This is a genomic window from Streptococcus sp. DD11, from assembly GCF_001578865.1.
In the GTDB taxonomy this organism is placed as follows: Bacteria; Bacillota; Bacilli; order Lactobacillales; family Streptococcaceae; genus Streptococcus; species Streptococcus panodentis.
The window spans coordinates 32,434-39,697 of sequence record NZ_KQ969397.1 but is presented as its reverse complement, the minus strand read 5'-3'; the positions used below and the strand labels follow the sequence as shown (position 1 = coordinate 39,697).

Genomic DNA, 7,264 nt, shown 5'->3' with positions numbered 1-7,264 from the left:
AGCGCGATGATGCTTTGGGTACGCTCCAGTCTTTGGTTCGGGCCTTTGCACGGGTCAAGGATGCAGCGACCAAGGAAGCTTATGAGACCCTGTCTCAGCTCCTGAAAAACTACACTGGTCTAGCTGCAACTAGCTTGGAAAAGGAGACCGAGGGCATCAACCACCTGCTCCAAGAGCTGAAAAATCCGGCCTACCAGACAGCACTGGCTAAGCTTCATCTGGAAGCCCATGTCGACAGTCTGGCTGCTGCTCAGAAGGTCTTTGAAAAGATCTACAAGGAGCGCCTGACTGAACTCAAGGGCAAGACACCTAGCCAGAATAAGAACGTACGCCTCAAGCTGCAAGAAATCTATGATTTTCTGGTGGACTTCACCGCTATCGGTGCCTACGCCTACCCAGAGCGGACTCACATGGTCGACCTCCGCGACCACCTCAATACCATCCGCAGCCGCTACAAAAAACGCAAACCTGCTAAGAAGGTGAAAGAAGAAGTGGTGGAGGCGAACTAGCAACTTCTGACGAAAGGAGACAGCCAATGACGCTTGACAATAAACTGGGCATAACTGATTCACTGGAACTAGCAAAGATGGAAGAAAAGATCAGTAAAGCCCGTGCCAAACAGCTTTTTGAGGACCAGCTTTTGGACAGCAAGCCAGCTGGCACTTATGAGACTCTGACCTTTATTCATAAATTCTTGTTTGAAGAAATCTATGACTTTGCGGGCCAGATTCGCACGGTTAATCTTGCCAAAGGGTCTTTCCGCTTTGCGCCTGTCATGTATCTGGCAGCTTCTTTGGAAAATATCGACCGCATGCCTCAGCAGACCTTTGACCAAATCATCGAAAAGTATGTTGAGCTAAATATCGCCCACCCTTTCCGAGAGGGGAACGGCAGAAGTATGAGGCTGTGGCTGGACCACCTGCTCAAGGCTGAGCTGGGGCAAGTCATCGACTGGTCTCAAGTCGATAAGGAAGACTACCTCCTAGCCATGGAACGCAGCCCCATTCGAGATACAGAGATTAAGCATGTCCTCAAGCAAGCCCTCACAAAGGACATTCATAACCGCAACCTCTACATGAAGGGCGTTGACCATAGTTACTACTATGAAGGTTATAGCCTATATAAAGCTGAGGAGTTGTGAGATAAGAAAGTTTACAGAGGAGTGTTTAGATGACTATTCTTGAAACAGACCGTCTCATTTTACGGGACTTGCAGGAATCTGATTTGCAAGCTTTGATTGCTCTGAATCGGGATCCAGAGGTCATGCAGTATTTCCCAAAGCCATATAGTCAAGCGGAGTCCTTGCGTCTTTATCGGGGCATTCAAGATGAAGTTAAGGCTTATGGCTACAGTCTTTGGGCTGTTGAAGAAAAGTCCAGTCAGGAGTTCATCGGCTTGGTAGGTCTGCACCATTCGGATTTACAGATTTTTGCTGGAAAAGAAGCTGTAGAAATAGGCTGACGTCTGCGAAAAGAGTTTTGGAATCGTGGTTATGCGACGGAGGCTGCCCAAGCCTGTCTAGACTTTGCCTTTCAGAGAGCAGGTTTGTCGGAAGTCTATTCCTTCACCTCCCTGCTCAACCAGCCTTCGCAAAAAGTCATGCAAAAGCTAAGCATGGAATTTGTCAAAGAGTTTGATAACGAAAAAGTTCCAGCAGACAGTCCGCTTTATAGACACGTCCTCTACAGAATCAAGAGTTTCAACTAAAAAGGCAGGTATTCCCATGAGAACTGAAACCGAGATGTTTGATTTGATTTTGCAAACTGCAAAAGCGCTACAGGTCGAGGCTGTTGCTATGTCCGGCTCGCGGACAAACCCAAAGGCTCCCAAGGACGAGTTCCAAGACTATGATGTGGTCTACATTGTGGAGGATTTGGATGGCCTGGTGGCTGACCTTGCTTGGCTGGACCGCTTTGGCCAGCGGATGATTGAGCAGCATGTCCTAGTAGACCATCGCCGCCTCTATCTCATGCTCTTTGAAGATGGCAATCGGATAGATTTGACCCTTTGCCCCAAGGAGCACATCAAAGAGTGGGTGGATAGCGAAGCGAATTTTACGGTGCTGGATGACGTGCAGGGACTGTTTGCTCCTTATGCACCGACCCCCAACCGCTATTGGATGGCACCAGCCAGTGCGACTGACTTTGACAAATCCTGCAATGAATTTTGGTGGGTCTCGGCTTATGTAGTCAAGGGCATTCATCGGAACCACCTTGTCTATGCGACGGATCATCTGTATGGAATCTGCCAGCAAGAATTGCTCAGGCTTTTAGCTTGGCAAGTGGCAGCAGATAAGGGAACGGTCGATGTTGGCAAGAACTACAAGTACCTCTTTCAGCATTTGCCTGCTGAGAAAGAGAAAGAATTTACAGCCTTGCTTGACTTTTCTGACCAGAAAAGCCTCTCCAAGTCTCTCTTAGCTACCATGGACTTTTTCCACAAAGAAGCCCAAGCTTTCTCTCTCAAAACCGGCTTCCCCTATGACAAAGCAATTGCAGAGAAGATGATGGAGTATGCTGAAGCTAGACTTCCCAATCACTGACTAAATAAAGAACGTAATTTAAAACATTAAACTACAGAACGGATAGTTTGGTTACTTATAGTAACTGAACACGGGACTAATTTCCGTAAACTATCCTTTATTTTATAAAAAATACTCTACATTCTTTGAAAGGAGTTGAACACGCCCTAAATACTGTGTGAAAAAGATAAATTCTCTTGTGAGCATCGCTCACTGCAAGAATTTCCTATTTTCACTTTGTATTTTACGGGCTTTGTATCCTATATGAGTAACATTCAAAACATGTCCCTCGAGGACATCATGGGAGAGCGCTTCGGCCGCTACTCCAAGTACATCATTCAAGAGCGGGCCCTGCCCGACATCCGCGACGGGCTTAAGCCTGTGCAGCGCCGCATTCTTTACTCCATGAATAAGGACGGCAACACCTTTGACAAGGGCTACCGCAAGTCGGCCAAGTCGGTCGGGAACATCATGGGGAATTTCCACCCTCACGGGGACAGCTCCATCTATGACGCCATGGTCCGCATGTCTCAGGACTGGAAAAACCGTGAGATTCTCGTTGAGATGCACGGAAACAACGGCTCCATGGACGGCGATCCGCCGGCGGCCATGCGGTATACCGAGGCGCGGCTGTCTGAGATGGCCGGCTATCTCCTGCAGGATATTGAGAAGGACACGGTGCCTTTTGCCTGGAACTTTGACGATACCGAGAAGGAGCCGACCGTTCTGCCGGCAGCCTTTCCCAATCTTTTGGTCAATGGAGCAACTGGGATTTCCGCTGGTTATGCGACCGACATTCCACCTCATAATCTAGCCGAAGTCATTGACGCGGTCATCTATATGATTGACCATCCGTCTGCCAAGGTGGACAAGCTCATGGACTTTCTGCCAGGGCCGGACTTCCCGACAGGAGCTATTGTCCAAGGCCGGGACGAGATTAAGAAAGCCTATGAAACCGGCAAGGGCCGGGTCGTGGTGCGGTCGCGGACCGAGATTGAGAAGCTCAAGGGCGGCAAGGAGCAGATTGTCATCACCGAGATTCCTTATGAGATTAATAAGGCGGTCTTGGTCAAGCGGATTGACGATGTGCGGGTCAATAACAAGGTGGCCGGCATTGCCGAAGTGCGGGACGAGTCCGACCGGGACGGCCTGCGCATTGCTATCGAGCTTAAGAAAGATGCCAATACTGAGCTGATTCTCAACTACCTTTTCAAATACACCGACCTGCAGATTAACTACAATTTCAACATGGTGGCTATTGACAATTTCACGCCGCGCTTAGTTGGGATTGTGCCCATTCTGACCAGCTATATCGCCCACCGCAAGGAGATTATCCTGGCCCGCAGCCGCTTTGACAAGGCCAAAGCCGAGAAACGCCTCCATATCGTGGAAGGACTGATTCGAGTCATTTCGATCTTGGATGAGGTGATTGCCCTGATTCGTGCTTCTGAAAATAAAGCAGACGCCAAGGAAAATCTTAAGGTCAGCTATGATTTTACCGAGGAGCAGGCCGAGGCCATTGTCACCCTCCAGCTCTACCGCCTGACCAATACCGACGTGGTGGTGCTTGAGGAGGAAGAAGCAGAGCTGCGCGAGAAGATTGCCATGCTTTCTGCCATCATCGGCGATGAGCGCACCCTGTACAATCTCATGAAGCGGGAATTGCGTGATGTTAAGAAGAAGTTTGGCAACCCGCGTCTCAGCGAGCTGCAGGATCGAGCAAATGCCATTGAGATTGACACAGCCAGCCTCATTGTCGAGGAGGAGACCTATGTCAGCGTCACCCGTTCCGGCTATATCAAACGGACCAGCCCGCGTTCCTTCTCTGCTTCGACACTGGAGGAAATCGGCAAGCGGGACGATGACCGTCTGATCTTTGTCAGTCCTGCCAAGACAACCCAGCATCTGCTGATCTTCACCAGTCTGGGCAATGTCATCTATCGTCCGGTCCATGAGCTGGCAGACATTCGCTGGAAAGAAATCGGCGAGCACCTCAGTCAGACGATTAGCAATTTTGATACCCAGGAAGAAGTGATTTACACGGAAATCGTGGACAGCTTTGACGAGGGGACTTATTTTGCGGCTACCAAGCTGGGGCAGATCAAGCGCGTGGAGCGTAAGGAGTTCAGCCCTTGGCGGACCTATAAGTCTAAGGCACTCAAGTTTGCCAAGCTGAAAAATGAAGAAGACCAAGTCCTTGCTCTGGCACCGATTAAGCTGGATGATGTTATGCTCGTGACCAAGAATGGCTATGCCCTGCGCTTCAATATTGAGGAAGTGCCGGTTATCGGAGCCAAGGCAGCTGGAGTTAAGGCTATCAACCTCAAAAAGGATGACGTCCTAGCCGCAGCCTTTATCGCTAATACAGACTCACTTTACATCCTGACCCAGCGCGGTTCTCTTAAGCGCATGGCGGTCGCAGATATTCCTGTTACCAGCCGGGCCAATCGCGGCCTGCAGGTCCTGAGGGAGCTCAAATCCAAGCCCCACCGTGTCTTTGCAGCCGGACCTGTCTATGCCGGACAGGCGGACTTTGACCTCTTTACCACAGAGGCAGAAGTCAGCGAGGAGCAGATTCTGCAAATTACATCCAATAAAGGCACAGCTTACGACATCAATCTGGCCAGTCTCAGCCTGTCTGAACGGACCAGCAACGGCAGCTTTATCTCGGATAGCATTTCCGATGAGGAAGTCTTTGCTGCCCATATCAAATAGATTCAGAACCAGTTCAAACGAGCTGGTTTTTCTATGGCTCTTAACGAGACGCGGCTGAGTTTAGAGCCATTGACTCATAGACAGAGCGATAGCGAAGCCTACGTTCTCTGAAACTCTCAAGGAATCCAGCCAGAAGTTTCCAAACAAGTCTGGGATTAAAGAGAAAGTCTGAAAAAATAAAAATTTTCTGAAAATTGAAAATAACACTTGAAAATATCTAAAAAAGGTGTAAAATAGGGAGTATGACAGAAAGCACCAATCTGCTGGAGAGTCGTTAAAAGGAACAGTTCAGAGCCTGTTCTTCTAACCAGCTTGACCAGATGAGGTGCCATTATGATACAGTATCTTAGAAATGAGGACATGACTATGACTGCAAATCTTGACTGGGAAAATCTCGGCTTTTCCTATATGAAATTGCCTTATCGCTACATCGCCTATTACCGAAACGGTCAGTGGGAAGAGGGACAGCTGACAGAAGATGCGACCTTGCATCTGCACGAATCTTCTCCCTGTCTGCACTATGGCCAGCAGGCTTTTGAGGGACTGAAAGCCTACCGTACCAAGGATGGCAGCGTTCAGCTTTTCCGGCCGGACAAAAATGCAGAGCGGCTGCAGCGGACAGCTGACCGCCTGCTCATGCCGCAGGTCTCTACAGAGATGTTTGTGGATGCAGTCAAGCAGGTCGTACGGGCCAATGAAGACTATGTTCCGCCATACGGAACGGGCGGTACTCTCTATATCCGCCCGCTCTTGATTGGGGTTGGCGATATTATCGGAGTCAAGCCGGCAGATGAGTACATCTTTACCATCTTTGCCATGCCGGTTGGTAATTATTTCAAGGGCGGTCTGACGCCGACTAACTTTATCGTTTCTGCTGATTATGACCGTGCCGCTCCTCACGGAACGGGGGCAGCCAAGGTCGGCGGGAATTATGCGGCCAGTCTTTTGCCAGGTAAGATTGCCAAGGACAAGCAGTTCTCAGATGTGATTTACCTTGACCCGGCGACCCATACCAAGATTGAGGAAGTCGGTTCTGCCAATTTCTTTGGTATTACCAAGGACAGAGAGTTTGTCACTCCGCTCAGCCCATCTATCCTGCCCTCTATTACCAAGTACTCCCTGCTCTATCTGGCAGAGCACAGACTGGGGCTTAAGCCAGTCGAAGGCGATGTTCCTCTTGCAGAACTGGATAGATTTACCGAAGCGGGTGCCTGCGGTACGGCTGCAGTCATCTCTCCTATCGGAGGCATTCAGCACGGCGATCATTTCCACGTCTTCTATAGTGAGACAGAAGTCGGACCTGTTACCCGCCAGCTCTATGATGAGCTGACCGGTATCCAGTTTGGCGATGTTGAAGCGCCGGAAGGCTGGATTGTGAAAGTCGATTAATTACAGGAGCCCTTGCGGCTCTTTTAATATGCAAAATAGCAGGGTAAGACTTGCCAGCTCCGCTATTTTTTTGTAAAATAGAGCTTTGAGAGAGGTAGAAAATGAGCAAAAAAGATAAAAAAATCGAAATTCAGATTACGGACAGCAAGGTTCAGGTCGGGGCAGAGCAGTTTGACGGCTGCCGCCTGTCTATCGGCAAGAAGGTCATCGGTGAGATTGCAGAACTGGACGGTCAATTTGCTATTATAAAAAATGGCAGTGTGGAGAGTTTTTATAAAAAGCTTGAAAAAGCCGTTGAAAGTTTGATTGAAACCTATAATTTAGGCAAATAAGGGCTTGCATTTTCATTGTATTAATGTTATAATGGGTATCGTTGGTTGTTGGAGAGGTAGCGAAGAGGCTAAACGCGGCGGACTGTAAATCCGCTCCTTCGGGTTCGGGGGTTCGAATCCCTCCCTCTCCATATCTGAGATACAAGACTCTCAAAAGGCTGCACAAAACCTTGAGTGAGAGTTCCTTGCTTAGAGCCAATGAATGGGAAAGTTTATGCTTATAATAATGGGGTATCGCCAAGCGGTAAGGCAAGGGACTTTGACTCCCTCATGCGTTGGTTCGAATCCAGCTACCCCAGTTCTTAGG

Annotated in this window: 6 protein-coding genes, 2 tRNA genes and 1 pseudogene; all 9 read left to right on the top strand. The window is 49.1% G+C overall.

From position 1 onward, the window contains the following. Nucleotides 1-509: DUF6261 family protein (locus tag STRDD11_RS11230; RefSeq protein ID WP_128837486.1), on the top strand; the 509-nt coding region annotated here is incomplete at its 5' end. Nucleotides 510-535: 26 nt separating this feature from the next. Further along, nucleotides 536-1,141 carry a protein adenylyltransferase Fic gene (locus tag STRDD11_RS11225; RefSeq protein ID WP_128837379.1) on the top strand — a complete coding sequence of 202 codons (606 nt, stop codon included), beginning with the start codon at nt 536-538 and terminating at the stop codon, nt 1,139-1,141. A 29-nt stretch (nt 1,142-1,170) separates the two neighbouring features. Further along, a pseudogene (locus STRDD11_RS11220) lies at nt 1,171-1,707 on the top strand (GNAT family N-acetyltransferase). A gap of 16 nt (nt 1,708-1,723) precedes the next feature. After that, nucleotides 1,724-2,542 carry an aminoglycoside 6-adenylyltransferase gene (locus STRDD11_RS11215; RefSeq protein ID WP_128837378.1) on the top strand — a complete coding sequence of 273 codons (819 nt, stop codon included), beginning with the start codon at nt 1,724-1,726 and terminating at the stop codon, nt 2,540-2,542. 243 nt (nt 2,543-2,785) lie between these two features. Continuing rightward, a complete protein-coding gene (parC, locus tag STRDD11_RS11210; protein WP_128837377.1) occupies nt 2,786-5,236 on the top strand; it encodes a DNA topoisomerase IV subunit A in 2,451 nt (816 codons plus the stop codon). Nucleotides 5,237-5,596: 360 nt separating this feature from the next. Next, nucleotides 5,597-6,625: a branched-chain amino acid aminotransferase gene (locus STRDD11_RS11205; protein WP_128837485.1), complete on the top strand. Its 1,029-nt coding sequence runs from the start codon at nt 5,597-5,599 to the stop codon at nt 6,623-6,625. 101 nt (nt 6,626-6,726) lie between these two features. After that, a complete protein-coding gene (locus STRDD11_RS11200; RefSeq protein ID WP_128837376.1) occupies nt 6,727-6,957 on the top strand; it encodes a DUF2969 domain-containing protein in 231 nt (76 codons plus the stop codon). Nucleotides 6,958-7,007: 50 nt separating this feature from the next. Next, nucleotides 7,008-7,088 (top strand) — tRNA-Tyr (locus STRDD11_RS11195). A gap of 96 nt (nt 7,089-7,184) precedes the next feature. Continuing rightward, a tRNA-Gln gene (locus tag STRDD11_RS11190) sits at nt 7,185-7,256 on the top strand. The last annotated feature ends 8 nt before the right edge of the window (nt 7,257-7,264 follow it).

Coding starts and splice junctions, on each gene's coding strand:
- STRDD11_RS11225 (WP_128837379.1), top strand. CDS start 536: ATGACGCTTGACAATAAACTGGGCATAACTGATTCACTGGAACTAGCA.
- STRDD11_RS11215 (WP_128837378.1), top strand. CDS start 1,724: ATGAGAACTGAAACCGAGATGTTTGATTTGATTTTGCAAACTGCAAAA.
- parC (WP_128837377.1), top strand. CDS start 2,786: ATGAGTAACATTCAAAACATGTCCCTCGAGGACATCATGGGAGAGCGC.
- STRDD11_RS11205 (WP_128837485.1), top strand. CDS start 5,597: ATGACTATGACTGCAAATCTTGACTGGGAAAATCTCGGCTTTTCCTAT.
- STRDD11_RS11200 (WP_128837376.1), top strand. CDS start 6,727: ATGAGCAAAAAAGATAAAAAAATCGAAATTCAGATTACGGACAGCAAG.